A 25,598-nucleotide genomic window follows, 5' to 3' on the forward strand; every position below is an offset into this window, starting at 1 on the left:
CCGTAGCCGCTACCGAAGGCGGCTGCTACGGGTTGCTTCAGGGTAGGTTTTACACGTTGGCGTGATGATGGATCTGTCGTTGTAGCGCCTGCTCCAACTCAAGCATGGCGTGTTCTATGCCTTTGCAGCGGGCCTCGAGCTGGTCCGGACAGAAGTTCTCATGACATACGCGCTCAAGCGCTTCGCAACCGTCGATAAGCCTTGAGGCCTGAACAATACGGGCCGCACCTTTGATTTTGTGCGCCATATCGATGAAGGCTTGCGGCCCGCTTGCAGGAGGCAGTGCGAGGAGTTCCTGGCGGTCGAGGCGATTGCTGTTGAACAGTTCGGCGAGCAAGCGCTGAACCAGTTGTGGATCGCCGCCGGTGAGTAACTGCAAGCCGTCCAGGTGAAAGGCTTGATCTTCAATGATCGGCTTGAGTGCTTCCAGTCGTTGGCCCAGCGTAGTCAGGCTGATGGGTTTGAACAGGCAATCGTTCATGCCAGCCTGTCGGCATCGGTGTTTTTCCTCCGGTTGAGCATTGGCGGTGAAGCCAAGCACCGTGCAGGGCGGGCGCAGCTCATCGTGCTCGATCTGGCGGATGGAACGGGAGAGTTCGTAGCCATTCATCAGTGGCATATTGCAGTCTGCTATCACCAGGTCGAAATGGCCCTCTTTCCACGCCTGAATACCTTCCTCACCGTTGTTGGCCGTGACGGATCGATGCCCCAGAAAACCGAGTTGCTGGCACATGAGCAATCGATTCGCGGGGTGGTCGTCGACCACCAGCACGTTCAGGGTGGCCGAGGCGTTCGCGATGACCGGTTGCGGGGTGTCCAGCACCACGGCGTCTGGCAGCGCGGCCATCGGCAATGAAATCCTGACCTGAGTGCCGACCCCGGGCGAACTGGTCAGTTGCACGCAACCGCCCATCATTTCGCACAGGTTGCGACTGATCACCAATCCCAATCCAGCGCCGCTTCTGGCCAAATGCCCGGTGTTATCTGCCTGAGTGAAAGGCTCGAACAAGCGTCGCTGATCGTCCTCGCCGATGCCAATTCCGGTGTCATTGACCCACAACTCCATCTGGAGACGGTCGGACTCCGAGGCTGATTGCAGATTGACCTTGATCCTCACCTGGCCGTGCTCGGTAAACTTGATGGCATTGCTGATCAGGTTCGACAGTATCTGCTTGAAGCGCAGGGGGTCTATCAATACATCGGGCTGTTCAGCGCTGGTGGGGAACTCCAACACCAGACAGAGGTTTTTTTGTCGGGCCAATCCATCGAAGACCCGCACGACCGATTCAATCGTGTCGCCAAGGTTCACCCGCTCTGGCGCCAGGCTCAAATGGCCAGACTCGATTCGGGCAATATCGAGTATGTCGCCAATCAACTCCAGCATGTCGTTGGCCGAACTATGGGCCACTTCGATGGCCGGCCGATCCAGGTGGCCCTGGTCGGCCCGTTTCAATGCCAATTCGAGCATGCCGATCACCGCATTCATCGGTGTGCGAATTTCATGACTCATAGTAGCCAGGAAGGTGCTCTTGGCGCGATTGGCCTTGTCCGCCTGTTCCTTGGCTGACCTGAGCTCATCAAAAAGCTGCCGTCGTTCGCTGATATCGATCCAGCCTCCTATGATCCCCTGGACCTCACCCGTCGAGTCTCGATAGGGAAGAATCCAGTGATAGATCGTCAGCCTTTTCCGGCCAATGTGCAGGGGGCGGTCGAGAATCAACGGGACACCTTCAGCCACCACTCGCTGGTAGTCGGCCAGGTATTCCCTGGCCTCGAACTCGTTGCTCATGGCGCCCTGCATGAGGCTTTTGCCAATCACGTCCTCGCGTTTGGCACAAAAGGCCTCCAGATAGCTGTCGTTACAACTTTGCAGCAGTCCTTCACGGTCCCGTACGTAAATGGGGTGAGGCGTACCGTTGACCAGCGTGCGCATGAATTCGAACTGGTCGTTGAGTGCGCGTTCTGCTCTCTGGCGTTGCTTGATCTGCCTGCGCATGTGGGCATTCCAGGCCAGCGAAATCAGCAACAAAAGACCGCTGCCAATGACCAGCTGATAAAACAGGCGATGGTAGTTGCGCCAGGTGCTATTGGCGGTGCCCGTGTAGCCGCGCCAGCGGCTGTTGATTATTCCCAGTTCGTCCGGCGCAATGCTGAGCAGGGCTTTGTCGAGGATGGAGTGCAGTTCCGTAGCATCGCGCGCGGTCGCCAGTGAAAACGCGGCTTGCTGCGTCCCGACAGTCGCGCTGATTTGCAATGCGTCCTCGAACACTTGCGATGAAATGAAGTAGTTGGCAATCACCAATGAATTGACTGCACCCTCGACCTGACCTTTGGCGAGTAACTCCACCGCGCTGAAACTGTCAGGCGTTTCAACCAGCTGGATCGTCGGGTATGCGCGGTGCAGATAGTCGAGGAGCGGATTGCCTTGAGTGATGGCAAGGCTCTTTCCATTCAATTGCTCAAGACTGATTGGGCTGGAGTTGCTCTTTCGGGTCAGTAGTACAAATGAGTTTTCCAGGTAGGGGCGAGTGAAGCTCAGTTGCGCCTCGCGTTCTGCGCTGGGAATCATCGCGGCAATCAGGTCGGCCTGGTTCCCTTTGACCTGGCTGATCATCTCGCTGTCACTTTGGCTGCGGTGAATCTCGAAGCGTAAACCGGTTCGAAGCCTGATCAGTTCGAGCAAGTCGGCGGTGATTCCCCGAAAGCTCTCATCGGCGTCAAAGAATGTCAGTGGGGCGAAGGCATCATTGACGACCACGCGAACGATGGGGTGCTGCGCAAGCCAGCGTTCCTCGCGGTTGGTCAATTGCAGTTTGTGGTCGGTCAGAAGGATGTCACTGCCCGCGCTCCAGCGCTTGGCAATGTTTTCCCGCTCGCTCGCAGGCACTTCCTTGAGTACCGCGTTGATAACTGCCAGCAGGTCTGGATTGTCCTTGCTGACTGCGAAGCTGAAGCCATAGGCCTCATGTTTGCCAAAGTTGGCCATCCGTACATTTTTCAGATAGCCCTTGTTGATCATGAAATGGGTGGAAATGGTATCGCCAAGGAATACGTCTGCCTGGTCGAAGGCGACGGCATTGATCGCGTTCTGGTAGGACGGGTAAGAGGTGATGATGGCCTTGGGATATTGCGCCTTCACCTCTTCCAGCGGCAGATAGTGATAGACCATGCTCAATCGCATGTCGGCGAGACCTTCGGTCAATGATCGGTTTTCGGCGTTCCGGGTGACCAGAACCGGCTGATCTATGGCGTAGGGGGCAGACAGTACGATGCTGGAACGTCGTCCTTCAAAGCTATTGGCCGTTCCGAGCAGGTCGACGTCGCCATTTTCGAGTGCTTCGATGGCGGTCTCTCGGGAGAGGTAACGACGGACCTTGATCGGCAGGCCCAGGGATTGTGCAAGAACCCCGGCGTAATCAGCCGTGAAACCCTCATAGTCGTGACCGCTGATCGTTAAATCGAAAGGAGGGTAGTCAGGCGCGGAGGTCCCCAGGATCAGTTCGCGCTTGTTTTGCAGCCACAACCGTTGTGATTTATCCAGTTGGACGTCCATGTAACCTGCCGTTGAGCGGCTGAGCAGCGCGTAATTTCCGACTCCGCTGTCTGCTCCTGACACAGAGGTGCTCAGACATAAACCTGCACTCAAATACAATAAATAGTCCTTTAAACACCTGGGCATCCTGTCTCTCACACTAGCGCGTTACGTTTTGCCATCTCGATAAGTTCTACCAGGGATTTGGCCTTGAGTTTTTGCATGAGTCTTTTTTTGTAGGTGCTGACGGTCTTGTTACTGAGGAACATGCCCTTGGCGATTTCCTTATTGGTACGCCCCTGGGCGAACAGTTGCAGGACCATCAGTTCGCGATCGTTGACGGACTTGAACAAGTCCAGTTCAGCGCAGAGCGCTTCATCCCCGCGAACCGGGTTCAAGGCCTGGCTGGGGAAGTAGTTGTAACCGGACAGCACGGCTTTGATGGCACTGAGCAGCTCGCTGAGATCTTCCTGCTTGCAGACATAACCGGAGGCCCCGGACTGCATGCAGCGGATGGCGAACAGTGTTGGGCTCTGGGCCGTCAGCACCAGTGTTTTCAGCGGGGTGCTCATTGCATTGAAGCGGGAGAGAACTTCCAGTCCGTCGAGTTTAGGAATGCTGATATCAAGAATGATCAGGTCGGGCATGCATTCGCGAACCATCTGCATCGCATCGACGCCGTTGTCGGCTTCACCGACTACTTTGTAACCTTCATGTTCCAGCAACATACGAACCGCAAGGCGAATGACGGGGTGATCGTCAACAATAAAAACCGAGTTCATAATCATGTCCCATACGTGCGCAAATAAAGCGAGCACCTTAGCTCAGATAAGTGCGTTGACGCATGAACTGACGAGGCTATAGGTGCAATATAGGACATGTCCTACATTAAAAGAGGCACCGGACTACGCGTGAACTAGGTTTGTGAGGAAGAGCGAGAATGTTAGTCGGGCATGTAGGCGCGTTTATTCAGGGTCGGTATGTGCTTTTACAATACATGCCGAATCACAGTTTTCTGATGCGTAATGGTACTGAGGGTTTTCTGTTTGTCTTGAGGTATCTGAGGGGTTTCATTAATTGTGTTTATTTATGAAGGTCCGGAAGGGTCAACAGGTTTATAAATTCAGATTGTTTCAGTGGTTTTGCCAAATAACCAAGTAATGGCAGTCGTTGTTCATGTGCATTTTTTTTCAAGGTGTCCAGTTCGGTTGAGTCAAGGCTGCTCAGGATGATTGCCTGTCGTATCAGGCCCTGGTGGCTGGCAATACCGATCAAGTCAAGGCCGCAGAGGTCTGGCAGGCATTGATCGCACAGCAGTATTTCGTAGGGGGGCTGCACGTGTCTCAACGTTTGTAATGCATTTTCGGCATTATCTACGGCGGTGACTTGAGTAAAACCGTAACTTTCAAGCAGGTATTGGGTTGCTTTCAGCTGAAAAGGATGGTCCTCCACCAGCATGATGCGCAGATCGTAGTTGAACATATAGCTTTCCATGTGGAGGGTCGAACTGCGGTGGGTGGCGGAAACAACGTTGTCGGTTTAATCAGTACTGTCTAGTTTGCCGTTGCTGGAGTTCTATCGGCTGTAAGGCCCCCAATTCTATTGTTCAGGATAGAGTGATTATTTCGTGTGTATACAGAGCAAACGATCAGTTTGCTCTGTATACGATGTAGGGAGATTCTCCCGGTACTACAAAGTGTGGGGGGATCAGCCGTCACGGAATATTTCGGGGCGACTGATCGATTGATTTTTAGTGGTGACTGGAGCGTCCGGTCATTTCCAGTGCCATTTCGCTGGCATAGCTGTCGGTCATTCCGGCGATGAAGTCGATCATGCGTAAAAACGAGTTATGCAAAGGACCGTGCGGGTCGGGTGCATTATTACCCAGCAGATCGAGTATGCGGCGATTCTTGAATGAAGCCGTACGACCGCCGTGCTGTTCCAGTGCCGCTCCACAAAAGCCATTCAGCAGAATTTCCAGCGTGGTGTAAGCGCCGATTTCATGCAGGGTTTTGCGCTTGTCCTGGAAGATTTTTTTACGCGCCATGTCCTTGGCATTCAGTACGCAACGCTTGGCGGGCCCGTGCATGTGTTCCACCAGATCGCCGTGAAGGGTGCCGGCCAATAGCGCGTCCTGTTGCTCGACGAATGCCTGTGCCGCAGCGTTGGTAAGGTGCTCGATGGCTTTGCCGCGAAGAATCGCCAGTTTGCGGCGACGCGAGTCATCGGGGCCGAGTAGACGGTAGGTTTCCGGCAGATCATCGCCGACCAGGCCGAGTAACAGGGACTCCACCTCGGCGTACTCCAGAAGCTCCATCTCCAGGCCATCTTCAAGGTCGATCAAGGCGTAGCAGATGTCGTCGGCGGCTTCCATCAGGTAGACCAGAGGATGTCGGGCCCAGCGCTGTTCCTCGAGTTGAGGCAGGCCGAGTTTCTGCGCAATCTGCTCCAGCAGGGGCAGTTCGCTCTGATAGCAACCGAACTTGTGTTTTTTGTAACCCAGCGAATCGGCATGGCGCGCGGTCCACGGGTATTTCAGATAAGTGCCCAGCGTTGCGTAAGTCAGCCGTGTACCGCCGTCAAACTGGTGGTATTCCAGCTGGGTCAGAACTCGGAAGCCTTGGGCATTGCCTTCGAAGTTGAGGAAATCGTTGCGTTCGACTTCGCTCATGGCGTCCAGCCAGCCTTTGCCCGCGGCTTGCTGGAACCAGTAGCGGATGGCGTCTTCACCCGAGTGGCCGAAGGGTGGGTTGCCAATGTCGTGGGCCAGGCACGCTGACTGCACCACCATGCCCAGATCGCTAGGCTCGCACCAGTCGGGCAGGGCGCTGCGGATGGTTTCACCGACGCGCATGCCCAATGAGCGCCCCACGCAACTGACTTCCAGTGAGTGGGTCAGGCGCGTGTGGATATGGTCATTGCTGGACACCGGGTGGACCTGGGTCTTGCGCCCAAGACGACGGAAGGCGCCGGAGAAAATGACCCGGTCGTGGTCTTTATGGAAGGGGCTGCGACCGAGCTCTTCCGGGCTGTGTAGCGGTTTTCCGAGGCGTTCACGATTAAGCAGGGTATGCCAATCCAAGGCAGGTTCTCCGTCAGGTGACTGATTGGGGTCTGTTGGTCTACGGGTCTTTGCGCGAGGAGCCTTGCAGCACCAGCTTGATCAGCGGCAACAGGCTGGTGCCGAGCTGGACTAACCGAGTGATTCTGCTGATTCCACCGCCCTTGGTGCCCTTGGCGGTGAGGAAGCCCAGCAAGGTTACGGCAGCGATGCCCCAGAGTGGCGCGTGCTTGATGCCCAGCCCCTCCTGAAAACTTTGCGTCATCCCACGTACGCGTTGCAAGGGCTCCAACAACTGCCGGGACTCGTGGCGAATTTCCTGGCGATGCATTTCCATGCGCAAGCGTATCAATGCCTTGCGCATCTCTTGTCGGGAACTGTTTTTGGGGATTTCAGGCAGGTTCATGGCAGCAGGCGCTCCCTGTCGTTCGCCAGCTCTTGAAGGGTGGCGTTGAAAGGTGATGTTTCATCGAAGATCGCCGCTTTCAAGCACATGCCACAAAAGAGTGCCGCGAGGGCATAGAAAACGCACAGGCCGATGATCCCCGCCAGGCGATAAGTGTCCCACAGCAGAATCAACACCAGCGCCGAAAGCCCGATCAACAGCAGTAAAGCGAAAACCAGTGCCAGCCCTGCGAACAGCAACAGGCTTACGGTACGGGCTTTTTGCTCCTGCAATTCGATGCCGAACAACTCGACATGGCTGTGCAGCAACCCGAGAAAAGCGGCACCCAAGCGTCGCGATGAAGACCCCGTACCTGTTTCGGACGAGCCGGATTCACCGATAGCCATATCAGCGCCGCGTCGTCAGCAGGCCAATCAGAAAGCCTACGCCGGCCGCGATGCCAACCGCTTGCCAAGGGTTGGCCTGAACATAGTCTTCGGTGGCGGTGACGGCTTCCTGGCCGCGTTGGCGCAAGGAGTCTTCGGTCAGTTTCAGGGTTTCGCGAGCCCGCTGCAGGCTTTCGTGAATCTGGCTACGTAACTCATCGGCTTGATCACCGGCCAGTGTCGCAGTGTGTTCCAGCAACCGTTCGGTGTCGCTGACCAATGTCTGAAAATCTTCCATCAGGATTTCTTGAGCAGTCTTTTCCGTTTTTCTGGCCATGATGATCTCCATTATTGACGTGTTAAATGTTCGAGTATGAGCCTTGTTCGAAGGTTCAGTGCAAATGCCTGGTACAGCTTTTGCTACGTCGTGGTGCGTCAAGCAGTGCTGTTGTGCTGAAACTGGGCGTGCTTCGCGAAAACCTTAACCTAAATAATAGAAACTCGCGCAAACACCCGAGCAACGATCGACCTCAATGAGTTTTTTGCGCCAAAACGGTTCGTCGGAATAAGGATGGACGCCAAGTCTGGTGTCAACTTGGTGCGTAAATTGTCTCGGTGAACCGCTTTGGTGCTTTTGCGACTTTAAGGTCTGCCAACTCCATGGAAAATTTGCAAAGTGCTGTGGACAGCCTGGTCCATAGCTCCAATACGCTGTTCATTCTGATCGGCGCTGTCATGGTTCTGGCCATGCACGCTGGTTTCGCATTTCTGGAAGTCGGCACGGTTCGGCAAAAAAACCAAGTCAACGCGTTATCGAAGATCCTCAGTGACTTTGCCATTTCAACGCTGGCTTACTTCTTTATAGGCTACTGGATTTCCTACGGTGTCACTTTCATGCAACCGGCCGCGGTAATCAGTGCTGATCACGGCTATGGGTTGGTGAAGTTTTTCTTCCTGTTGACCTTTGCTGCCGCCATTCCGGCAATCATTTCCGGGGGGATTGCCGAGCGCGCCCGATTCGTTCCGCAGTTGTGCGCAACGGCGCTGATTGTGGCATTCATCTATCCGTTTTTTGAAGGCGTGGTCTGGAACGGAAACTTTGGTCTGCAGGCCTGGTTGTTGGCACGCTTTGGTGCCAGCTTCCATGATTTCGCAGGTTCCGTGGTAGTGCATGCCATGGGTGGTTGGCTGGCGTTGGCGGCGGTATTGTTGCTCGGTCCGCGAAATGGCCGGTATCGCGACGGACGTCTGGTGGCGTTTGCGCCGTCGAGCATTCCGTTCCTGGCATTGGGTTCGTGGATTCTCATCGTCGGCTGGTTTGGCTTTAACGTGATGAGCGCACAAACCCTGCAAGGCGTCAGTGGTCTGGTGGCCGTCAACTCGTTGATGGCGATGGTCGGCGGCACGGTAGCAGCATTGATTGTCGGTCGTAACGACCCGGGGTTCCTGCACAACGGTCCACTGGCCGGGCTGGTGGCAATCTGCGCTGGCTCCGACCTGATGCATCCAGTGGGTGCACTGGTGACCGGAGCCATTGCCGGTGCCTTGTTTGTCTGGTGTTTCATCGCGGCGCAAAGCCAATGGAAGATCGACGATGTGCTCGGCGTCTGGCCGCTGCATGGTCTTTGTGGCGTTTGGGGTGGAGTTGCCTGCGGGATTTTCGGTCAGAGCGCCTTGGGCGGGCTCGGTGGGGTGAGCCTGATCAGCCAGTTGATCGGCACTGCACTCGGGGTGGCTGTGGCATTGATCGGAGGCTTTGCGGTGTATGGCACGATCAAGCTGTTGCATGGGCTGCGCCTGAGCCAGGAAGAGGAGTATTACGGGGCGGATCTGTCGATCCACAAGATCGGTGCAGTCAGCCAGGATTGATTGTCTTCAGCTAATTGGCCGGGCTCGCGCAGGATATTTTCCAGTTCTGCGCGAGCAACGCGGCCACGCCTCATTACCCCGCCAACAGCCGTGCTTCACAGGCCTCGATGGCAGACAAGGTGCCTGACATCAACACCCGATCGCCCGCCAGCAAGCAGGTGGCGCCCTCAACTGCCAAATCAGCGCCATTGCGCTGAATGGCTTGAACGTCCACCCCCAATGCTTCAAGTGCCAGCTCATTCAAGGGCCGGCCGCATGCATGGGCATCCATTGTCAGATTGACGGCATACATCAATACTTTCGGCTGCCCACGACTGTCTAACAGGTTGCTTTGCGCTCCGTGATAGAAACCGTGCAGCAGGCGATAGCGCCCATGTCGCACTTCGTCGACACGCTCCTGGACCTGCGGATGGGGCAAACCCAGCATGAGCAACGCGTGGGAAGCAAGCATCAGACTCGATTCCAGCAGTTCCGGGACAACCTCATTGGCTCCTGCCGCCTTCAGTTCGGCCAATTTACTGTCGTCACGGGTTCGAACCAGTATCGGGACCTGAGCGTTTAGCTGCCGTGCTGCCTTGAGTACGGTCATGGCTATATCGGTTTTGTCCACAGCGATCACCAGCAGTCGTGCGCGTTCAAGACCTACGGCACCCAGCAGTTCCATGCGACGGGAATCGCCATAGTGCACGCAGCTTTCACCCGCCGCGGCTTGATGAACACGAACCGGGTCATCGTCCAGCGCAACGAAAGGCTGACCTTCGCGACGCAGAAAACGCCCTATCGACTGACCCACCCGACCGTAGCCGCAAATCACTACATGTCCGTGCAGCTCGGCGTTCAATGCAGCGACCTGATCGAGTTGCGCTTCCTTATCGGGTTTGCGATGCAAGCGTGCGGCAATGCCCGGTGCTGCGCGCAGCAACAGTGGTGTCAGCAGCATCGAGCAAAACGTCGCGGCCAGTAACAGACCGCTGAGTTCGGCCGGTATCAGTTTGTTCTGTTGCATCTGTGCCATCAGCGCAAAGCAGAATTCACCGCCTTGCGCCAATGCCAGGCCGCTGCGCCAGGCAGTTTCGCCGTTGCTGCCGCGCCATTTGACCAGCGCTGCGACAATGCTGCCCTTGATCAGCAGTAACCCCAATGTCAGGCCGAGAATCAACAGGCCATGGTTGGCGAACAGCTGCAGATCGATCAGCATGCCGATACTGACGAAAAACAGCCCGAGCAGAATGTCGCGGAACGGGCGAATATCGGCTTCGATCTGATGCCGGTAATGGCTTTCGCCCAGCAACATGCCGGCAAGGAAGGCACCGAGGGCGGGGGAGAGCCCGAGCAGATGAGTCAGCCAGGCAGTCAGCAAGACGATGACCAGGGCCAGCAGGACGAACAGCTCGGCGGAGCGCGAGGTGGCGACTTCGTGGAACAGTCGTGGCAGTAACCAGCGACTGGTCAGCAACAGACCGACAAACAACAGCAGGGTTTTGCCCAGTGTTATCGGCAGCGCCCAGTACCCGCTTTGATCACTGCTACCGGCGAACACCGGGACCAGCGTCAGCAACAGCACCGCAACTACATCCTGAAACAACAGCACGCCAATCGCATTCTGGCCGTGACGGCTGAAGATCTCGCCGAGGCTGCTCAGCTCTTTGCTGACAATTGCCGTGGACGATAGCGCCAGACCGGTGCCGAGCAACATGGCCGGGGCGGCGGGCATGCCGAGTAACATCAGCAAGCCGCCCAGCAGCACCCCCGAGCACAGCACTTGCAGGCTGCCGAGACCAAATACCACGCGCCGCAGCGCAAGCATTTTCGACAGGGAAAACTCCAGCCCCAGGGAGAACAGCAGAAACACCACGCCCAACTCGGCAAGGTCAGGTAGATCCTGGTTGTCATTCACCCAGCCGAATGCGCCGGGCCCAACCAGCAGTCCCACGCACAGGTAGCCCAGCACGGGAGGCAGCTGAAGACGCCGAAACAGCGCAATCACCACCAATGACGAGGCGAGGATGATCAACAAATTGGCAAACACAACACTCTCCGTTTCGGTGCCGGGACGTACCCAGCGTAGAGGCAAAAAAAGCCGTGAGTATTGCGCAGTTGGAGCCGAGGCCGAATGATTTGCATCAGGGTTATACCAGGCAGCTAAAATTGGCTGTCGTCACGGGGGGCGTTGCTCGACGACTTTTCATCCCGGGCCTAGAATAGTCACCCAATCCTCGTTGGTCTGTTTGTCATGACTCCTGAATGCCAGTTGTTCAGCACCCTTGGTTGCCATCTCTGTGAACTCGCAGAAGCAGAACTGATGCCGCTGGTCGAGCATGGGTTGCTGGTGGAACTGGTCGACATTGCCGACAGTGAAGCGTTGTTTGAAGCCTATGGTTTACGCATTCCGGTGCTGCGCCGTGTTGATACAGGGGCTGAGCTGGGTTGGCCCTTCGACGCCGAACAGGTCGTGGCATTCCTGCGCTAAACCCCTTCTCGTTTTCAGCGACAGCCGTTCCGCCTGTCGCGCTCCTCAGGTAATGCGTTGGCGTAACCCCGATTATTCGTTTACTGTATGTGCATACAGTTATTCGCGTTAGAGGGAAGTGCATGGTCAATGTCGAACAATTGAAAGCCAGCGTGAATCGCATGTCGGCTGATGTGGTCCATGAGGCGGTGCTGGAGTTACGCCTGGATGGCCTGGTTACGGAAGGGAAAACACCATTCAACAAATTGCACTTCAATACGTGCTTCGCTGAAATCGAAGCCTTGTTTCAGCGTGCGGGTTACCACCGTCAACTGGATGTCGTGGGTTATCAAGGGTTGTTGTATGCGCTTTATGATCCCGGCCGTTGGGAGGCTGTCGATGTATTGCGCTGGCTGAAGGAGTTTACCGAAGCGGCGGCGCAGCGAGTGTCGCTGACCGCGTGATAATCATGAGGGAGACCCGCACGGAATCTGTCCTAGGATCGCCCGGGTCCTTGTTGGATAATGCCCACCTGCAATAGGGCCAGAGCTTTCGTATGTCCACCTCATCTTTTTCCGCGGCACAGAATCAGGCCTGCACGCTGTACCTGCCGCCAGGCGCCTGGTTGACCGTTCTCGATTGTCTGTGCGAACACTTCAGCGCCATTGGTCGCGAACAATGGCTGGACAGGATTGCCCGTGGCCGTGTCCTGGATGGCCACGGTCATGCGATTGCCGTCGATCTGCCTTACAAGGAAGGGCTGCGGATTCACTATTTCCGGGAAGTCCCCGACGAAAAGACAATCCCGGTGCTCGAGACGATTCTGTATGCCGACGAGCATCTGGTGGTCGCGGACAAACCACACTTTCTGCCGGTTACCCCGGCAGGCGAGTACGTCGAGCAGACGCTGCTGCGGCGCTTGATCCGTCGGCTGGATAACCCGCACCTGGTCCCGTTGCACCGCATAGATCGACACACGGCTGGGCTGGTGCTGTTTTCGGCCAATCCCCAGAGTCGCTCGGCTTATCAGTCATTGTTTCCGACTCGAAAGATCGAAAAGCGCTACGAGGCAATTGCCCGCGCCTTGCCTGAGTTGTCGTTTCCACGGGTGCACAAAAGCCGTTTGATTGATGGCGACCCCTTCTTTCGTATGCAAGAAGGTCCGGGGGCGAGCAATACCGAGACAGCGATTGAAGTCGTAGAAAAAAATGCCGATCTCTGGCGTTATGCGTTGTATCCGGTGACTGGCAAAAAGCACCAGTTAAGGGTCCACATGACGGCGTTGGGGGCGAGTATCTGCAATGACCCGTTTTATCCCGACGCATTGAAAGACGTTGAGGATGATTACGCCAATCCGTTGAAGTTGCTGGCCAAAGGGTTGCGCTTTATCGATCCGGTGACCGGGCTGGAACGAAGTTTTGAAAGCGAGATCACCCTGCAGTGGTGAGTGCCCTACGGTGGTGATTGCGCAGCTCAAGCGCGATACTCAGTGAGTGACTTGGTCTGAGCAAGGCCTGCTTTTGCCAGAAACGATAAAGCCCGCACACTGACGGGCTTTATATGTACCAGGCTGTCGCCGTGAGGCTTACAGGTCTTTAACGGTACGAATCTGATCTTTGTTGATGCGGGTTTGCTTGCCATCCAGTTGCTCGAATTCGTAAAAGCCCGACTTGGAATCGAATTGGGGGGTGTCGACCGACTGGATCTCGCGACCGTCATTCAAGGTGATTACCGCGGGCGATGAGCAACCAGCGAGGGTAGCGAGGCCCAGTGCGAGCATGAGAGTGGCGAGAGTCCGATGAGTCATGTGATTTCTCCGAATATGAATTCTTTTGATTGCTGAAGTTCAGACGTATGCCTGGTGTGCAAGTTCCTTGGTTGGCCTCATTCTGGCACGCTACCGTGCAGGCTTAACAGCTCCGGTGTATTCAGGTTGGCCAGGCGTCGATCGTTTTCGGGGCATTGCAGTGCAATGGCACCCAGGTTGCGCATGATGCGTCCGGGGCTGCGTTCACCCTCGTTCCAGGCGGTTTCAAACTCGCCTGCCAGCGCTACAGGGATAATGCACAGCAACGGTTCCCAATGCTCGCCCTGGCGTAGCATCAAGGGTTTGTCCGGCTGTTGGCAGGCGGCTTCTCGCATGGCCGTGAGCAGTTCGGCGTCAATGCGCGGCACGTCGCAGGGCAGTACCATCAGATGGGGATGTCGCGCGACCGCCAACCCGGCGCGAATACCAGCCAATGGTCCCGGAAAGTCGCTATTGTCGTCATGCACCAACTGGTCGGCATACAGCGCGTATTTTTCCAGATTGCGGTTGCAGGAAATGATCAGGTCATCGCTCAAGCCTCGAGTCAGGTGATGCAGATGAGCAATCAGAGGCAGGCCTTGCCACACCAGTAGCCCCTTGTCCTGACCGCCCATGCGCTGGCCACGTCCTCCCGCCAGAAGCAGGATGGAGCAGGGCGGCAACTGGAAGTTCGAGGTCATGCTGCATCTCCATCGGTGCGGTGAAAAAATGAGGCGCTGTGATATAACACCGGGCTGTTTCTCCTACAACTGGACGAGCCTATGAAAGCCAAGGCTGATGTACCTTTCGCCCCGCTGAACATTGCGGTGCTGACTGTCAGTGATACCCGCACGCTGGAAACCGATACCTCGGGACAGGTCTTCGTTGACCGCCTCAGTGCTGCCGGGCATAACCTGGCCGCCCGTATTCTGCTTAAAGATGACCTCTACAAAATTCGTGCGCAAGTCGCGACCTGGATCGCTGACGACGTCGTGCAAGTGGTGCTGATTACAGGCGGTACGGGTTTTACCGGTCGTGACAGTACACCGGAAGCTGTCAGTTGCCTGCTGGATAAGCAGGTCGACGGATTTGGCGAGCTGTTTCGGCAGATCTCGGTTGCGGACATCGGCACCTCGACGGTGCAATCGCGTGCATTGGCAGGGTTGGCCAATGGCACGCTGGTCTGCTGTCTGCCGGGTTCTACCAATGCGGTGCGAACCGGTTGGGACGGGATTCTCGCGGAGCAACTGGATTCGCGGCATCGTCCGTGTAACTTCGTCGCTCACTTGAAACAGGCGGCACCCTGTGAATCCCGTGGGTAAGCCGGGCAAGACCGGCAGCTTGATGCCCGTCGAAGTGGCGCTGGCACGCTTGCTGGAAATGGCTGAGGCGTCGCCAATCCTCGAGCGTGAACGATTGCCGTTGGCCGCGATTCAGGGCCGCGTTCTTGCCGAGGACCTGGTATCGACCCTTGATCTGCCGCCATGGCCCAACAGCGCCATGGATGGTTATGCCCTGCGCCTGGCCGATTGGACTGGCGAGCCACTGGTGGTCAGCCAGAAGATTTTTGCCGGGCAAGCCCCGGAGCCATTGGCACCCGGTACATGTGCACGGATCTTCACCGGTGCCCCGGTGCCAGTGGGTGCAGACTGCGTTGAAATGCAGGAAAACGCCGAGGTCCAGGCGGACCAACGGGTACGTTTTACCGAGCCGATGCGCGCAGGGCAAAACATTCGCCCACAAGGTCAGGAAACCACAGTAGGTGAACAGATATTGACCGCCGGTACGCGCCTGGGGCCCATCGAGCAAGGTTTGGCAGCGTCACTGGGGTGTGCAGAACTTGAAGTCGTGCGCAAGGTACGGGTTGCGGTGCTGTCCACCGGAGACGAGTTGGTCGAGCCTGGGCAAGCCCTCGGCCCGGGTCAGATCTATAACAGCAATCGGGTATTGCTGTGCAGTTGGTTGCAGCGTTTAGGCTGCGAAGTGATCGATGCGGGGATTCTGCCGGATGATTTACAGGCCACTCGCAATCGGCTCGCCGAACTGGGGGATGTCGACCTGATCCTTTCTACGGGCGGTGTATCGGTAGGCGAGGCGGATTTTCTGGGTATTGCGCTGCGCGAAGAGGGCGAACTGGCATTGTGGAAATTGGCCATCAAGCCGGGGAAACCTCTGACGTTCGGGCATTTTCGAGGCGTGCCGGTTATTGGGTTGCCTGGCAATCCTGCGTCGACACTGGTGACCTTCGCCTTGTTGGCACGCCCTTATCTGTTACGTCGCCAAGGCGTGAGAGAGGTTCGGCCTTTGCAGTTTCAGGTTCCGGCAGGATTTGTCTGGTCCAAGGCCGGCAATCGCCGGGAATACCTGCGCGGTCGTCTGGAGCAAGGGCGGGCAATTATCTACAAGAATCAGAGCTCGGGTGTTTTGCGCAGTGCCGCCTGGGCCGAAGGGCTGGTTGAAGTGCTGGAAGATCGCACGTTGGTCGAGGGTGATTGGGTGAACTTCATCCCTCTGAGTGAAGTGCTGGGCTAGGTCTTTGCGCACTACAGCCTCGCCAGCACCAGGCCCGGTATGGATCACGTCGGGCCTGGTGTTTCGTGGTGCAGGTTATGCGTTAAGTAGCGTCACGAGTTGATCGAAGCGGCTGTTGGCAATCCAGCCGAGCAGGCTGATGATCACCGCCGCAGCGCCTGCCGAGTAGACAAGCCTGTACTTGATGGATTTGACGTCGTTTCGGACCTCTTCCATATCTCTGCGGATGTACTTGAGGTGGGTCTCCAGCTCTACAACGCGCGGTTCCATGTCGTTCCCTCCAGGTGTGTTGATGGTGCAATTGCATTCAGTCGGGTGAGCGGTGTGGCCGGTGTTTGGAGGCGCACCGCGGTTCGCTGGAAATCGGAAGTCATGGCTTTGCATTAAGTGCATGGCTCCCTGCTTGATAGACCCTGGTCATATTGCGTGCACATCCTTGTGGGTTTTTTGCCGTTGCCTGATAACTGCAGTCACAAGGTGTACCAATACCAAATGACCGTCAATTGGGCATATTCATCATGACTTGTAAGAAAAAAGTCGGCATGTAGGACGCTTCTGAAAACACGTCAATGGCCGGAGTTGCGCTAACGCCTGAGCTTGCCTTGAGAGGGCGCGAGCTGAATTAATTCAAATCTTTGCGGCTATATCGGCTGCTTGTGGGGTCAACATTCCCCAGAGGTCTTCGATCAACGGGAGTGATGACGATGAATGAACGCAAGGCACTGTTGATTTTGCATAGCAAGCAGGCACTCAACGCAGAGGTCCGGTCAGCGGTCGAGAGCAAGCGTCAGCAAGGCTGGGAGTTAGCTGTGCGACTGACCTGGGAGGCTGGCGATGCACAACGCCTGGTCGATGAAGCGCTGGCTGCCGGTTATACACAGTTGATTGCCGGTGGCGGCGACGGTACGTTGCGCGACATCGCCGAGGCGCTGGCTTTGAATCCTAACGATGCCAGTCTGGTGCTTCTGCCCTTGGGCACGGCCAATGATTTTGCCCGTGCCGCCGGGGTGTCATTGGTCCCGGGAGAGGCGTTGGATCTGTTGGAGGTGCCTGCACGGGCCATCGACCTGGGCGAAGTGGGAGGGCAGTTATTTCTCAATATGGCCACCGGCGGATTCGGCAGTCAGGTGACAGCGAATACCTCCGAAGACCTGAAGAATATTCTCGGCAGCGCGGCTTGTTTGACGCGGTTCAACGAATTGCATGCCGCCTATGGTGAATTGCAAGGCCCCGGCTTTCACTGGCATGGCGACCTTCTGGCGCTGGGGATCGGCAATGGTCGGCAAGCGGGGGGCGGCCATGTACTGTGCCCGCAGGCGTTGGCCGATGATGGCTTGTTGGATATCAGCATTCTGCCGGCACCGCAGGAGGTGGTCGCAACCCTGCGCGATCTTTTGGCTGATGGTTGGGGCATCGACAATATGTTCGTGCGTGTGCGCTTGCCGTGGGTCGAGATCAAGGTTTCGGAGGGGCTGTACATCAACCTGGATGGCGAGCCCCTGCAAGGCGACAGCTTGCGCTTTTCGACGCGTCCTGGCGCGTTGCGCGTACATCTGCCCGAGGGATCGGCGCTACTGGGGCGTTGAATCTGGTCTAGTCGTCGAGACTGATGATTTGCTCGCGCACGGCAAACAGTACCAGGCCCGCGACATCGAAGATCTGCAAGCGCTTCATGATCTGAGAGCGGTGGGTTTCCACCGTTTTGATGCTCAGGCCCAACCCATTGGCAATCTCGCGAGTGGATTTGCCACGCACGATCAAGCGCAGAATCTCTAGCTGACGAGCCGTCAGATTATGGGTGTCGACGGGGTCTGGCTGGCTTTTCTGGGCACGCACCAGCGCCTGGTTGATCACGGTGTGAGCGATGGCCGGGCTCAGGTAGCGTTCGTTGTTGCGCAAGGCTTCGAGCGCGTGTTCCAGCTCCGTGGCGGTGGTGTCCTTGAGCAGATAACCGTGAGCGCCTGACTCCAGGGCTTGCATGATCAGCGTCGGGTCGGTGTGCATCGACAGGATAAGTACTTTGCTTTGTGGGCGTACGGCCTTGAGTCTTTGCAGAGCCTCGAGCCCGCCGGTTTCCTTCATGGATATATCCAGCAGGATGATGTCGGGGCTTAGCTTCTCGACCATTTCGAGCAGTTGTGCACCATCATTGGCTTCACCAATGACGGCGTAACCGGGAATATCCAGAACCAGCGCACGCACGCCGGCTCTGATCAGCGAGTGGTCATCCACCAGAAGCAAGTTACAAGTCAATGTTGAACCTTATTCGTACTGGCTCGTTCGAGCGCGCGGGGCGCCCAGGGGAAAAGTGCTTCGATCTGCGTACCCTTGCCGGGCTCGCTGATGACGCTCAGGGTGCCGCCCAGTTGTTCGACCCGCTCCGACATGCCGGCCATTCCGCGTTGCCCTTCACGGCCGGGATGGGTGGCTGGAGAAAAGCCCAGTCCGTCATCGCTGATAAACAGCGCCAGTCCTTGGGGCAGACGTTGCAGGCGAATCAGCAGGTTTTTGGCTTGGGCATGGCGCAGCATATTGGTGACGGCTTCCTGAGAAATCCGAAACGCCGCCACCGCCATTTCTTCTGGAATACCGGTCAGGCGCTGATGGCATTCAAGGCTCCAGTTCACGGCAGTATTGGCCAGCGTTTTGAGCAGATGTGCACGCAAACTGGCTTCAAGGCCAAGACTGGTGAGTTGTCTTGGATTGAGAATGGCCGAGACATCACGAACTTTGGTCAGGGTTTCTTCCAGCGTGTCGCAGAGCAGGGTGCAATGGCTTTGCAGTTCTTCGGGCTGACGTCGCTTGAGCCATTCACTTTGCAGCTTTGCCGCCGTCAGCAATTGGCCGATATCGTCGTGGAGTTCACGGCTGAGCCGATGGCGTTCGTTTTCCTGTACTTCCAGCAAACGGTCGGCCAGTTCCTGAGGCTGGAACCTGATCGATTTTCGCGAACTGCAATACTGCACCCAGACGCTGGTGGCTGCCGCGAGATTCAATATCAGCAGTGCGACTGGAAATTGGCTGGACAGGCAGTAAACCAGCAGGCTGCCCACCGCCGAGCACAGGCACAGCAGCAGTGTGAACCGGCGAACGCTTTTTCGGGAGGGTGGCCTAGAGGCGACTGACTTGTGGCTGGCGTACATAGCGGATGGAGCCAATGAATGTTCGCTGCGGGCAGACCGGTCACGATGGCTGACGGGTCTCTGTGTGGAAAACGCTGGTAATTGAATAGTGGGCTTCAAGTTAGCGCAATCTGATTGTCAAAATCGAGTGTTGCACTGTACAAGGGGATAGGCTCCGCCTGAAGTCAGAGTGCCATAGCGTAGAAGCAACTAATTGGGCCGCATAATACCACTTAACATACCGTTGGTCGCGTTTGCTATATATGTCCAAAGGGTCAGGAATTTTGCCGTTGCTGGACATCTGCTCCACGTTGGCGGTCATGGGTTGGTGACTGAGCGTCCAGCATGACTCATTACGTTACTAATCAGTTTGCAGCGCTCTGGACGGGTAGCTCAGGAGGTCGGAAGTCGGCAACTAATGCTTGGGTTATTTATTTGATTCTGACGTTAAAAGATATGAAGTATTCAATTGCGACGCGAAAGCGTTGTTGCTGGAAGTGTTAACAATTATCGAACGATGCCATGCATTATCTGATGCAACTCAGGCGTGTCTTGCCGAAAGCGGAACGCATGCGAATGGTTTGGGGGGGAATGCCAGGCGCGTCGGGGCACGGCCAATTTCCATCGCGAAGGCTTCGATCAACGATATCTGTTCGGCGTCATCGAGGCTGAGTTGGCCGGTAGTCAGGTCGACCAGCTCAAGTTGCCAGGCCATCAATGTGAAGCACTCTTTCAAGGCACACAGTGCCTGGTCGTTCAGGTCGATTTGATTGCGTGCACCGTTGAGCAAGGCGTGAATGCACATCGAGAACTCGGATACCGCCCGCAGTGCCAATGCATCCGCCCGGTTGGCCAGGGTGAACAGTGTGTTCAGCATGCAATCGATGGCGTCCTGATCATTGTTGATCAGTTGCAGGTGGCTCAGGCATTCCTCGGATTTGGCCAGCAAGGTTTCTGCCTCGATCAAGAATTCGGGCAGTCGCTGATTCCAGTTTTTACGATCGTTCAGCATGCTTTTCTCCACGACATCAAGTCAGGTGATGCAATCAGCCGTATGGCGAACGGGCGTAAGGTACTGCCGGACCACGACCGGAATCTGTAGGGCAGTTCTGATTTTTTGCTGTTGACGATGAACGGTCTGTTTGCGTTCGATGCGAATGCCCCGATGGAGCGAGCCTGATTGACAGCGTAACGAGGTGACGAACCCATTAGCCGTGAGGCATGAGGGGCGTAACCCGGCGGGCTGAAAAAAGAGCTCGGCAACGGTACTTCGATCACAGACAAAAGCCTGACTCCATTCATGCAGTGAGAATGGCGTCACATTAATGGCTATTGGATATCGCGAATATCAGGCTGATCCCGATTGCGGCTAGGGGATTCCCTTATGTCACGGAACTTGACACGCAAAGACGGGTCGCGCGCAGGGTTGTGCAGTGGATGAAATAGCTGCTTCAGTAGAGCATGATGTTAATGTGACATCAATTCCTTTGCGTGGCATTTTGTTTGCGGGTCAAGATTGTGTGAGATCCGCCGATAACGTTCTTTAGTGAATTCATCAGAAAAGCCCAGGAGTCATCAATGGCCGGCATTCTCGACACAGTAGATCAACGCACGCAGCTGGTGGGTGAGAATCGCCTGGAAATTCTCATGTTTCGCCTGGCCGGTCGGCAGTTATTTGCAATCAACGTCTTCAAGGTGCAGGAAGTCCTGCAATTGCCAAAGCTGACCTTGATGCCGCAGCGTCACCCGTTTGTCTGTGGTGTGGTCAATCTGCGTGGCCAGACGTTGCCGGTGATCGACCTGTCCCAGGCGATCGGCATGCGACCGCTGGTGCCGGGGCCCAACAGCACCATCATCGTGACCGAGTACAACCGCTCGGTGCAGGCCTTCCTGGTCGGTGGCGTCGATCGAATCGTCAACATGAACTGGGAAGCCATACTGCCGCCGCCAACCAGTGCCGGGCGCCAGCATTACCTGACGGCCATCAGCAAGGTCGATGACCAACTGGTGGAGATCATCGACGTCGAAAAAGTACTCGCCGAGATCGTGCCTTACAACGCCAAGGTTTCGCGTGACAAGCTCGAAGACCCGGTGCTGGAGCGCGCCCGCGGTCGTGAAGTGCTACTGGTGGACGACTCCAATGTTGCCCTGTCCCAGTTGCGCGATACCCTGGGTCAGCTTGGGGTGAAAATGCACATCGCCAGCGACGGTCTGAAGGCACTGAACATGCTCAAGGCCTGGGCCGATACGGGTGTGGTCATGACCGACAAATTGCTGATGATCTTCACCGACGCGGAAATGCCCGAGATGGACGGCTACCGCCTGACCACCGAGATTCGCAACGATCCACGCTTGCGCGGACTGTACGTCGTCCTGCATACCTCGCTGTCCGGCAGCTTCAACGACTCGATGGTGAAGAAGGTCGGTTGTGACAACTTCCTCTCGAAATTCCAGCCAGACAAACTGGTCGACGTGGTGCGCCAGCGCCTGATGCTCGACGCAGTCCCGGCCTGACGTTACGTCACGGGCAGGCAGGGTGTCTGCCCGTGATGTGCTTCTTTGATTCATCAGCCGGCTCGTATATCGTGGCGCTTTTGCCCACCAGGGAGCTGGCCATGTTGCGTCTGAGCGCGCTTTACCGTTATCCACTCAAGTCCGGCAAGGGCGAAATCCTGCAACAGGCCAGCCTGGACAAACTGGGGCTGGTGGGGGATCGGCGCTGGATGCTGGTGGACGAGGCCAGCGGACGTTTCCTGACGCAACGCGCGGAATCGCGTATGAGCCAATTGTCGGCGTCGTGGAATACCTCCGGTGTCCTGACGCTCAGTGCGCCCGGTCACTCGTCGATCGATATTGCCCTGCCTGCCAGCGACGCTGAACAGCGTGGCGTGACCATCTGGCGCGATACTTTGCGGGTTCCCGATGCGGGGGATGCTGCCGGTGCCTGGGTCAGTGAGTTCATTGGCAAGCCTACCCGGCTGGTTCAGGTGCCCGAGGCGCTGGCCCGTACCACTCAGGCCGGCTATGGCAAGGATGACGATAAAGTCGCCTTTGCCGACGGTTTTCCGCTGTTGTTGATTGGTCAGGCTTCGCTTGAGGACTTGTCGCAACGGGTCGGCCGTCCACTGGAGATGTTGCGTTTTCGACCGAATCTGGTGATCGAGGGTAGCGAGGCATTTGCCGAGGATGGCTGGAAGCGTATTCGCATTGGCGATGTCGAGTTTCGTGTGGTCAAGTCGTGTGCACGCTGCATCCTCACCACTATCGACCCGCAGACCGGTGAGCGCAGCGACGACCGCGAACCCTTGGCGACGCTGCAGAAATTCCGTGCGCAAGAGGATGGCGCGATGTTTGGCCAGAACCTGGTCAACGACGGCAATGGCCGGCTCGAAGTCGGCATGCCGGTAGAGATTCTCGAATGACGCTGTAATGCTGGAATGAAAAATGCCCGTGTCTTTCAACACGGGCATTTTTTATCGCGGTGAAACGCTTAGCCGCGGTATTCGCACAGATAAGCGGTGTCGACGGCGACTTTCAGCTGGAACTTGCTGTTGGCCGGTACGTTGAACTGGCTGCCTGCGGCGAAGGTTTCCCAGTCACTGCTGTCAGGCAGTTTGACGGTCAGGGCCCCGGAAACCACGTGCATGATTTCACGCTGGCTGGTGCCGAATTCGTATTCGCCCGGTGCCATGACGCCGATGGTGGCCGGACCTTCAGCGGTGCCGAAGGCAATCGACTTGACGGTGCCGTCGAAGTACTCGTTGACTTTAAACATGGGCGATTCCTCGAAATGGGCTAAAAAGGCCGGCCAGTATGCACAAGGCTTTTTCGTCCGTCACCTGTTGCCCTCAAGGATCAGGCCGGAAGAATCAGCGGTAACAAGCGCGCAGTATTACGTGCATCTTCCAGCGCCCGGTGCTGTTGACCGGTAAATTGCATTCCCGCCAATTGCAGAGCGCCATTGAGCCCCAGCGGCCGATCCAGTCGGCGGGCCTTGGCAAAGCGCTGCTTCAGATTCATGTGTGGGACTCGGCTGAGGGCACTATCGAGTTGCAGGCGTTGCCATTCCTGAAGCAATTGTTGTCGGTCGTAATCGCCCCAGCTGGCCCAACCTTCAAGGCGCGTGTGATGCTGGCCGAGCCAGCGCTCGAACAGCGGCCAGACCTCGGTCAGTGGCTGGGCAGCGTCAATATTGGCTTGGGTGATGTGGGTCAGTTCGCGACAGAAAGGGGTCAGCAGCGGTCGTCGCAGGGGCCGAACGAAGCGCTGGAAGTAGTCCAGTTCGCGGCCTGCGCGATTGACCAGGGTGGCGCCGATTTCGATGATTTCCATCTCGGTTACTGGCCAGCCACCGTCATCGGTGGTCGCTTCGAGATCAATTACCAGCCAATGAGGCATCGCAGGTTTCCTGGTGTCCGCGTCCTGATGAGGCTGAGCGTAGCCAAATGCGATGGATCCGCCTAGCGGCTTATTCAACCTCCAGCAAAATCTGACGATTTTTTACCTGATCGCCGGGGCTGACCTGCAGCCGTTTGATCACACCGTCAATGCCGGCCTTGAGCGGGTGTTCCATTTTCATTGCCTCCAGCACCAGCAACAATTGCCCCTTGGTCACCGATGAGCCTTCGCTGACCAGTACGTCGACAATCGCACCATCCATCGGGGCTTTCAGCGTGCCGGTGCTGGTGCCGACCTGGCTGCTGACGGGGGCCAATGTCTGGTCTTGCAGCAGCAAGCTGCCGGGGCGAGTGAACAACCACAGTTGTCCGGCGGCCAGTTGATAGGCGTAGCGGCGGCGAATGCCGTTGATTTCCAGGTTGGCCGAGCGGGCGTTGATATCGAGCAGTTTCAGTTGCAGTGTTTCCCCGGCTACCTGAATGCCCAGTTGCCTGTCGGGCAGGGCCGTCACTTCGGTTGACCAGCGATCGCCATTAAGGCCGATCTGTTGCAACAGCGGCGCGTTGGCGTTGTTGCGCCAACCGGCGAGTCCTGGCGGATGCGCGCCAGCGGACTGCTGATAGAACAGCGCCGTGGCGATAGCCAGCTCTTCGGCCGTGGGCGCGTGCGGGTGAAGGCTTGGGTGATCGGCGAAGTGTTGCGCGATGAACCCGGTATTGAAGTTCCCGGCGATGAACTGTGGATGCTCCAGCAAACCGGCGAGCAGACGCTGATTGGTCTGCAAACCCAGTAAGGCACTGTCCTGGACTGCCCGCAGTAACTTGCGCCGAGCCTCTTCGCGGGTGGCACCGTAGGCGATGATTTTGCCGAGCAGCGGGTCGTAAAACGGGCTGACCTGCTGACCCTCAAGCAGACCGTGGTCAATTCGCACCCCGTCCGCGAGGGCCGGTTCCCAGCGCATAATGCGCCCGGTCTGGGGCAAGAAATCCTGCGCCGGATCTTCGGCGTAAAGACGTACCTCCATCGCGTGGCCCTTGAGCTCGACCTGTTCCTGGCGCAACGGCAGCGGCAACCCGGTGGCGACATCCAGTTGCCAGGCCACCAGGTCCAGGCCGGTAATCATCTCGGTCACCGGGTGCTCGACCTGCAGGCGCGTGTTCATCTCCAGGAAATAGAACTGCCCCTGTGCATCGAGCAAGAACTCCACGGTGCCGGCGCCGACGTAATTCACCGCGCGCCCGGCCTTCAGCGCAGCGTCACCCATGGCCTGGCGCAGTTCGGCAGTCATCACTGGGCAGGGCGCTTCTTCGATGACTTTTTGATGGCGACGCTGGATCGAGCAGTCGCGCTCGCCGAGGTAGATCAGGTTGCCGTGCTGGTCGCCGAACAGCTGGATCTCGACGTGGCGCGGATTGATCAGCGCTTGTTCGAGAATCAACTCGTCGCTGCCAAACGCGTGCAGGGCTTCGGAGCGTGCGGTGCGGATCTGCGCAAGCAATTCATCCGCAGTGTGCACCAGGCGCATGCCGCGCCCACCGCCGCCGGCGCTGGCCTTGATCATCAGCGGATAGCCGATGCGTTCCGCTTCGCGGCTGAGGGTGGTGTCATCCTGCTCCGCCCCTTGGTAACCGCCGATGCACGGCACGCCAGCGGCGAGCATGGCGATTTTCGACAGGCGTTTGCTGCCCATCAATTCGATGGCGGCAGGACTTGGGCCGATAAAGGTGATGCCGGCCTGGGCGCATGCCGTGGCGAATTCAGCGTTTTCCGAGAGGAAGCCGTAGCCGGGATGGATCGCGTCCGCGCCACTGCGCAATGCAGCGTCGATGATCGCCGCGCTGTTCAGGTAAGACTGCGCAACGGCAGCGGGGCCGATGTTGACTGCTTCATCTGCCATGCGCACATGCAGAGCGTCGGCGTCGGCATCGCTGAACACCGCCACCGTGCGATAACCCAGCGCTTGAGCGGTGCGCTGGATGCGACAGGCGATTTCACCGCGGTTGGCGATGAGGATTTTGCGCAGGGTGGGCATGGGGCTGTTCCTTTTGTTGTGTGTTGCCTGTCGGGCCGTCATCGCG

26 protein-coding genes are annotated in these 25,598 nt (G+C 57.1%); 9 read left to right on the forward strand and 17 right to left on the reverse strand.

What is annotated here, in order from left to right; translation table 11 throughout:
- Positions 1 to 49 precede the first annotated feature (49 nt).
- The 7 genes from BK658_RS21545 to BK658_RS21575 form a co-directional block, all read right to left on the reverse strand.
- On the reverse strand, positions 50 to 3,679 hold the full coding sequence (locus BK658_RS21545) for a transporter substrate-binding domain-containing protein (RefSeq protein WP_123584067.1): 3,630 nt from the start codon (positions 3,677 to 3,679) through the stop codon (positions 50 to 52).
- 8 nt (positions 3,680 to 3,687) lie between these two features.
- Positions 3,688 to 4,314, reverse strand: a complete 627-nt coding sequence (locus BK658_RS21550; RefSeq protein WP_019692902.1) for a response regulator transcription factor — start codon at positions 4,312 to 4,314, stop codon at positions 3,688 to 3,690.
- Between the two features lie 301 nt (positions 4,315 to 4,615).
- A complete protein-coding gene (locus BK658_RS21555; RefSeq protein WP_123584068.1) occupies positions 4,616 to 5,014 on the reverse strand; it encodes a response regulator in 399 nt (132 codons plus the stop codon).
- 268 nt (positions 5,015 to 5,282) lie between these two features.
- On the reverse strand, positions 5,283 to 6,614 hold the full coding sequence (locus tag BK658_RS21560) for a deoxyguanosinetriphosphate triphosphohydrolase (protein WP_123584069.1): 1,332 nt from the start codon (positions 6,612 to 6,614) through the stop codon (positions 5,283 to 5,285).
- A 40-nt stretch (positions 6,615 to 6,654) separates the two neighbouring features.
- A complete protein-coding gene (locus BK658_RS21565; protein WP_123584070.1) occupies positions 6,655 to 6,999 on the reverse strand; it encodes a hypothetical protein in 345 nt (114 codons plus the stop codon).
- A complete protein-coding gene (locus BK658_RS21570; protein WP_123584071.1) occupies positions 6,996 to 7,385 on the reverse strand; it encodes a phage holin family protein in 390 nt (129 codons plus the stop codon). Before BK658_RS21570 ends, BK658_RS21565 begins: the two co-directional genes overlap by 4 nt.
- A 1-nt stretch (position 7,386) precedes the next feature.
- Positions 7,387 to 7,701, reverse strand: a complete 315-nt coding sequence (locus BK658_RS21575) for an ElaB/YgaM/YqjD family protein (RefSeq protein ID WP_123584072.1) — start codon at positions 7,699 to 7,701, stop codon at positions 7,387 to 7,389.
- A 323-nt stretch (positions 7,702 to 8,024) separates the two neighbouring features.
- Between BK658_RS21575 and BK658_RS21580 the strand changes: the two genes are divergently transcribed.
- Entirely contained in the window at positions 8,025 to 9,233 is a 1,209-nt protein-coding gene (locus tag BK658_RS21580) for an ammonium transporter (protein ID WP_123584073.1), read from the forward strand.
- 73 nt (positions 9,234 to 9,306) lie between these two features.
- Here the strand turns inward: BK658_RS21580 and BK658_RS21585 are convergent, their stop codons facing one another.
- Positions 9,307 to 11,262 carry a monovalent cation:proton antiporter family protein gene (locus BK658_RS21585; RefSeq protein ID WP_123584074.1) on the reverse strand — a complete coding sequence of 652 codons (1,956 nt, stop codon included), beginning with the start codon at positions 11,260 to 11,262 and terminating at the stop codon, positions 9,307 to 9,309.
- A 204-nt stretch (positions 11,263 to 11,466) separates the two neighbouring features.
- Between BK658_RS21585 and BK658_RS21590 the strand changes: the two genes are divergently transcribed.
- From BK658_RS21590 to BK658_RS21600, 3 genes are all read left to right on the forward strand, one after another.
- Entirely contained in the window at positions 11,467 to 11,703 is a 237-nt protein-coding gene (locus BK658_RS21590; RefSeq protein ID WP_054596376.1) for a glutaredoxin family protein, read from the forward strand.
- A gap of 122 nt (positions 11,704 to 11,825) precedes the next feature.
- Positions 11,826 to 12,146 carry a transcriptional regulator gene (locus tag BK658_RS21595; protein ID WP_123584075.1) on the forward strand — a complete coding sequence of 107 codons (321 nt, stop codon included), beginning with the start codon at positions 11,826 to 11,828 and terminating at the stop codon, positions 12,144 to 12,146.
- A 92-nt stretch (positions 12,147 to 12,238) separates the two neighbouring features.
- Positions 12,239 to 13,129 (forward strand): pseudouridine synthase, encoded by an 891-nt coding sequence (locus BK658_RS21600; protein ID WP_123584076.1) that lies wholly within the window; start codon positions 12,239 to 12,241, stop codon positions 13,127 to 13,129.
- A 138-nt stretch (positions 13,130 to 13,267) separates the two neighbouring features.
- Here the strand turns inward: BK658_RS21600 and BK658_RS21605 are convergent, their stop codons facing one another.
- A complete protein-coding gene (locus tag BK658_RS21605) occupies positions 13,268 to 13,489 on the reverse strand; it encodes a YgdI/YgdR family lipoprotein (RefSeq protein WP_019692891.1) in 222 nt (73 codons plus the stop codon).
- A gap of 77 nt (positions 13,490 to 13,566) precedes the next feature.
- The gene (gene mobA, locus BK658_RS21610; RefSeq protein WP_123584077.1) at positions 13,567 to 14,169 is read right to left on the reverse strand and encodes a molybdenum cofactor guanylyltransferase MobA; all 603 of its coding nucleotides are present in this window, start codon (positions 14,167 to 14,169) and stop codon (positions 13,567 to 13,569) included.
- Between the two features lie 81 nt (positions 14,170 to 14,250).
- Between mobA and moaB the strand changes: the two genes are divergently transcribed.
- Together moaB and BK658_RS21620 are read left to right on the forward strand one after the other, a co-directional pair.
- The gene (moaB, locus tag BK658_RS21615) at positions 14,251 to 14,790 is read left to right on the forward strand and encodes a molybdenum cofactor biosynthesis protein B (protein WP_054596381.1); all 540 of its coding nucleotides are present in this window, start codon (positions 14,251 to 14,253) and stop codon (positions 14,788 to 14,790) included.
- Between the two features lie 22 nt (positions 14,791 to 14,812).
- Positions 14,813 to 16,000: a molybdopterin molybdotransferase MoeA gene (locus BK658_RS21620; protein ID WP_185019879.1), complete on the forward strand. Its 1,188-nt coding sequence runs from the start codon at positions 14,813 to 14,815 to the stop codon at positions 15,998 to 16,000.
- A 75-nt stretch (positions 16,001 to 16,075) separates the two neighbouring features.
- Here the strand turns inward: BK658_RS21620 and BK658_RS30405 are convergent, their stop codons facing one another.
- Positions 16,076 to 16,384, reverse strand: a complete 309-nt coding sequence (locus BK658_RS30405; protein ID WP_259740125.1) for a hypothetical protein — start codon at positions 16,382 to 16,384, stop codon at positions 16,076 to 16,078.
- Positions 16,385 to 16,704: 320 nt separating this feature from the next.
- Here BK658_RS30405 and yegS point away from each other — a divergent pair, with 320 nt between their 5' ends.
- Positions 16,705 to 17,586, forward strand: a complete 882-nt coding sequence (gene yegS / locus BK658_RS21630) for a lipid kinase YegS (protein ID WP_123584080.1) — start codon at positions 16,705 to 16,707, stop codon at positions 17,584 to 17,586.
- 7 nt (positions 17,587 to 17,593) lie between these two features.
- On the opposite strand, the gene BK658_RS21635 is transcribed toward yegS, so the two are convergent.
- The 3 genes from BK658_RS21635 to BK658_RS21645 form a co-directional block, all read right to left on the reverse strand.
- Complete coding sequence (locus BK658_RS21635) at positions 17,594 to 18,253, reverse strand: response regulator (protein WP_123584081.1); 660 nt, start codon at positions 18,251 to 18,253, stop codon at positions 17,594 to 17,596.
- The gene (locus tag BK658_RS21640) at positions 18,250 to 19,143 is read right to left on the reverse strand and encodes a sensor histidine kinase (protein WP_123584082.1); all 894 of its coding nucleotides are present in this window, start codon (positions 19,141 to 19,143) and stop codon (positions 18,250 to 18,252) included. Before BK658_RS21640 ends, BK658_RS21635 begins: the two co-directional genes overlap by 4 nt.
- Before the next feature lie 520 nt (positions 19,144 to 19,663).
- Positions 19,664 to 20,134 carry a hypothetical protein gene (locus BK658_RS21645; RefSeq protein ID WP_123584083.1) on the reverse strand — a complete coding sequence of 157 codons (471 nt, stop codon included), beginning with the start codon at positions 20,132 to 20,134 and terminating at the stop codon, positions 19,664 to 19,666.
- Positions 20,135 to 20,700: 566 nt separating this feature from the next.
- Here BK658_RS21645 and BK658_RS21650 point away from each other — a divergent pair.
- Both BK658_RS21650 and BK658_RS21655 read left to right on the forward strand, forming a co-directional pair.
- Positions 20,701 to 21,636, forward strand: coding sequence for a chemotaxis protein CheV (locus BK658_RS21650; protein ID WP_054596387.1), 936 nt, complete (start codon positions 20,701 to 20,703; stop codon positions 21,634 to 21,636).
- 101 nt (positions 21,637 to 21,737) lie between these two features.
- Positions 21,738 to 22,544, forward strand: coding sequence for an MOSC domain-containing protein (locus tag BK658_RS21655; protein ID WP_123584084.1), 807 nt, complete (start codon positions 21,738 to 21,740; stop codon positions 22,542 to 22,544).
- A 68-nt stretch (positions 22,545 to 22,612) separates the two neighbouring features.
- On the opposite strand, the gene ppnP is transcribed toward BK658_RS21655, so the two are convergent.
- The 3 genes from ppnP to BK658_RS21670 all read right to left on the reverse strand — a co-directional run bounded on the left by ppnP (position 22,613) and on the right by BK658_RS21670 (position 25,552).
- Positions 22,613 to 22,897 (reverse strand): pyrimidine/purine nucleoside phosphorylase, encoded by a 285-nt coding sequence (ppnP, locus tag BK658_RS21660; protein WP_007940055.1) that lies wholly within the window; start codon positions 22,895 to 22,897, stop codon positions 22,613 to 22,615.
- Between the two features lie 80 nt (positions 22,898 to 22,977).
- Positions 22,978 to 23,520 carry a 3'-5' exonuclease gene (locus BK658_RS21665; RefSeq protein WP_123584085.1) on the reverse strand — a complete coding sequence of 181 codons (543 nt, stop codon included), beginning with the start codon at positions 23,518 to 23,520 and terminating at the stop codon, positions 22,978 to 22,980.
- Between the two features lie 70 nt (positions 23,521 to 23,590).
- Positions 23,591 to 25,552 carry an acetyl/propionyl/methylcrotonyl-CoA carboxylase subunit alpha gene (locus BK658_RS21670; RefSeq protein WP_123584086.1) on the reverse strand — a complete coding sequence of 654 codons (1,962 nt, stop codon included), beginning with the start codon at positions 25,550 to 25,552 and terminating at the stop codon, positions 23,591 to 23,593.
- Positions 25,553 to 25,598 lie beyond the last annotated feature (46 nt).

This window comes from Pseudomonas brassicacearum (assembly GCF_003732175.1).
GTDB lineage: Bacteria > Pseudomonadota > Gammaproteobacteria > Pseudomonadales > Pseudomonadaceae > Aquipseudomonas > Aquipseudomonas brassicacearum_G.

Coding starts and splice junctions, on each gene's coding strand:
- BK658_RS21545 (WP_123584067.1), bottom strand. CDS start 3,679: ATGCCCAGGTGTTTAAAGGACTATTTATTGTATTTGAGTGCAGGTTTA.
- BK658_RS21550 (WP_019692902.1), bottom strand. CDS start 4,314: ATGAACTCGGTTTTTATTGTTGACGATCACCCCGTCATTCGCCTTGCG.
- BK658_RS21555 (WP_123584068.1), bottom strand. CDS start 5,014: ATGTTCAACTACGATCTGCGCATCATGCTGGTGGAGGACCATCCTTTT.
- BK658_RS21565 (WP_123584070.1), bottom strand. CDS start 6,999: ATGAACCTGCCTGAAATCCCCAAAAACAGTTCCCGACAAGAGATGCGC.
- BK658_RS21570 (WP_123584071.1), bottom strand. CDS start 7,385: ATGGCTATCGGTGAATCCGGCTCGTCCGAAACAGGTACGGGGTCTTCA.
- BK658_RS21575 (WP_123584072.1), bottom strand. CDS start 7,701: ATGGCCAGAAAAACGGAAAAGACTGCTCAAGAAATCCTGATGGAAGAT.
- BK658_RS21580 (WP_123584073.1), top strand. CDS start 8,025: ATGGAAAATTTGCAAAGTGCTGTGGACAGCCTGGTCCATAGCTCCAAT.
- BK658_RS21590 (WP_054596376.1), top strand. CDS start 11,467: ATGACTCCTGAATGCCAGTTGTTCAGCACCCTTGGTTGCCATCTCTGT.
- BK658_RS21595 (WP_123584075.1), top strand. CDS start 11,826: ATGGTCAATGTCGAACAATTGAAAGCCAGCGTGAATCGCATGTCGGCT.
- BK658_RS21600 (WP_123584076.1), top strand. CDS start 12,239: ATGTCCACCTCATCTTTTTCCGCGGCACAGAATCAGGCCTGCACGCTG.
- BK658_RS21605 (WP_019692891.1), bottom strand. CDS start 13,489: ATGACTCATCGGACTCTCGCCACTCTCATGCTCGCACTGGGCCTCGCT.
- mobA (WP_123584077.1), bottom strand. CDS start 14,169: ATGACCTCGAACTTCCAGTTGCCGCCCTGCTCCATCCTGCTTCTGGCG.
- moaB (WP_054596381.1), top strand. CDS start 14,251: ATGAAAGCCAAGGCTGATGTACCTTTCGCCCCGCTGAACATTGCGGTG.
- BK658_RS21620 (WP_185019879.1), top strand. CDS start 14,813: ATGCCCGTCGAAGTGGCGCTGGCACGCTTGCTGGAAATGGCTGAGGCG.
- BK658_RS30405 (WP_259740125.1), bottom strand. CDS start 16,384: ATGCAAAGCCATGACTTCCGATTTCCAGCGAACCGCGGTGCGCCTCCA.
- yegS (WP_123584080.1), top strand. CDS start 16,705: ATGAATGAACGCAAGGCACTGTTGATTTTGCATAGCAAGCAGGCACTC.
- BK658_RS21640 (WP_123584082.1), bottom strand. CDS start 19,143: ATGTACGCCAGCCACAAGTCAGTCGCCTCTAGGCCACCCTCCCGAAAA.
- BK658_RS21645 (WP_123584083.1), bottom strand. CDS start 20,134: ATGCTGAACGATCGTAAAAACTGGAATCAGCGACTGCCCGAATTCTTG.
- BK658_RS21650 (WP_054596387.1), top strand. CDS start 20,701: ATGGCCGGCATTCTCGACACAGTAGATCAACGCACGCAGCTGGTGGGT.
- BK658_RS21655 (WP_123584084.1), top strand. CDS start 21,738: ATGTTGCGTCTGAGCGCGCTTTACCGTTATCCACTCAAGTCCGGCAAG.
- ppnP (WP_007940055.1), bottom strand. CDS start 22,897: ATGTTTAAAGTCAACGAGTACTTCGACGGCACCGTCAAGTCGATTGCC.
- BK658_RS21665 (WP_123584085.1), bottom strand. CDS start 23,520: ATGCCTCATTGGCTGGTAATTGATCTCGAAGCGACCACCGATGACGGT.
- BK658_RS21670 (WP_123584086.1), bottom strand. CDS start 25,552: ATGCCCACCCTGCGCAAAATCCTCATCGCCAACCGCGGTGAAATCGCC.